Consider the following 214-nt stretch of genomic DNA (forward strand, 5'->3'; position numbering starts at 1 on the left):
GCTGTCGGAGGCGGGTGCGCGGATCGCCCGCGAGGTGGCCGACGAGTTCACGGCGTCGACGGGGCAGCAGCGCTGGGTGCTGGGCTCCATGGGCCCCGGTACGAAGCTGCCCACGCTGGGCCACATCAGTTACGGCCAGATCCGTGACGCCTACCAGATCAACGCCGAGGGTCTGATCACCGGCGGCGCGGACGCGCTGCTGGTGGAGACGACG

Annotated in this window: 1 protein-coding gene; it reads left to right on the forward strand. The window is 71.0% G+C overall.

The genetic code is table 11. The features are described 5' to 3' along the window. Nucleotides 1-214 (forward strand): homocysteine S-methyltransferase family protein (locus IF88_RS41825; protein ID WP_037808970.1); only part of this gene is annotated, 214 nt, incomplete at both ends.

The organism is Streptomyces sp. NRRL F-2580 (assembly GCF_000720115.1).
Taxonomy (GTDB): domain Bacteria; phylum Actinomycetota; class Actinomycetes; order Streptomycetales; family Streptomycetaceae; genus Streptomyces.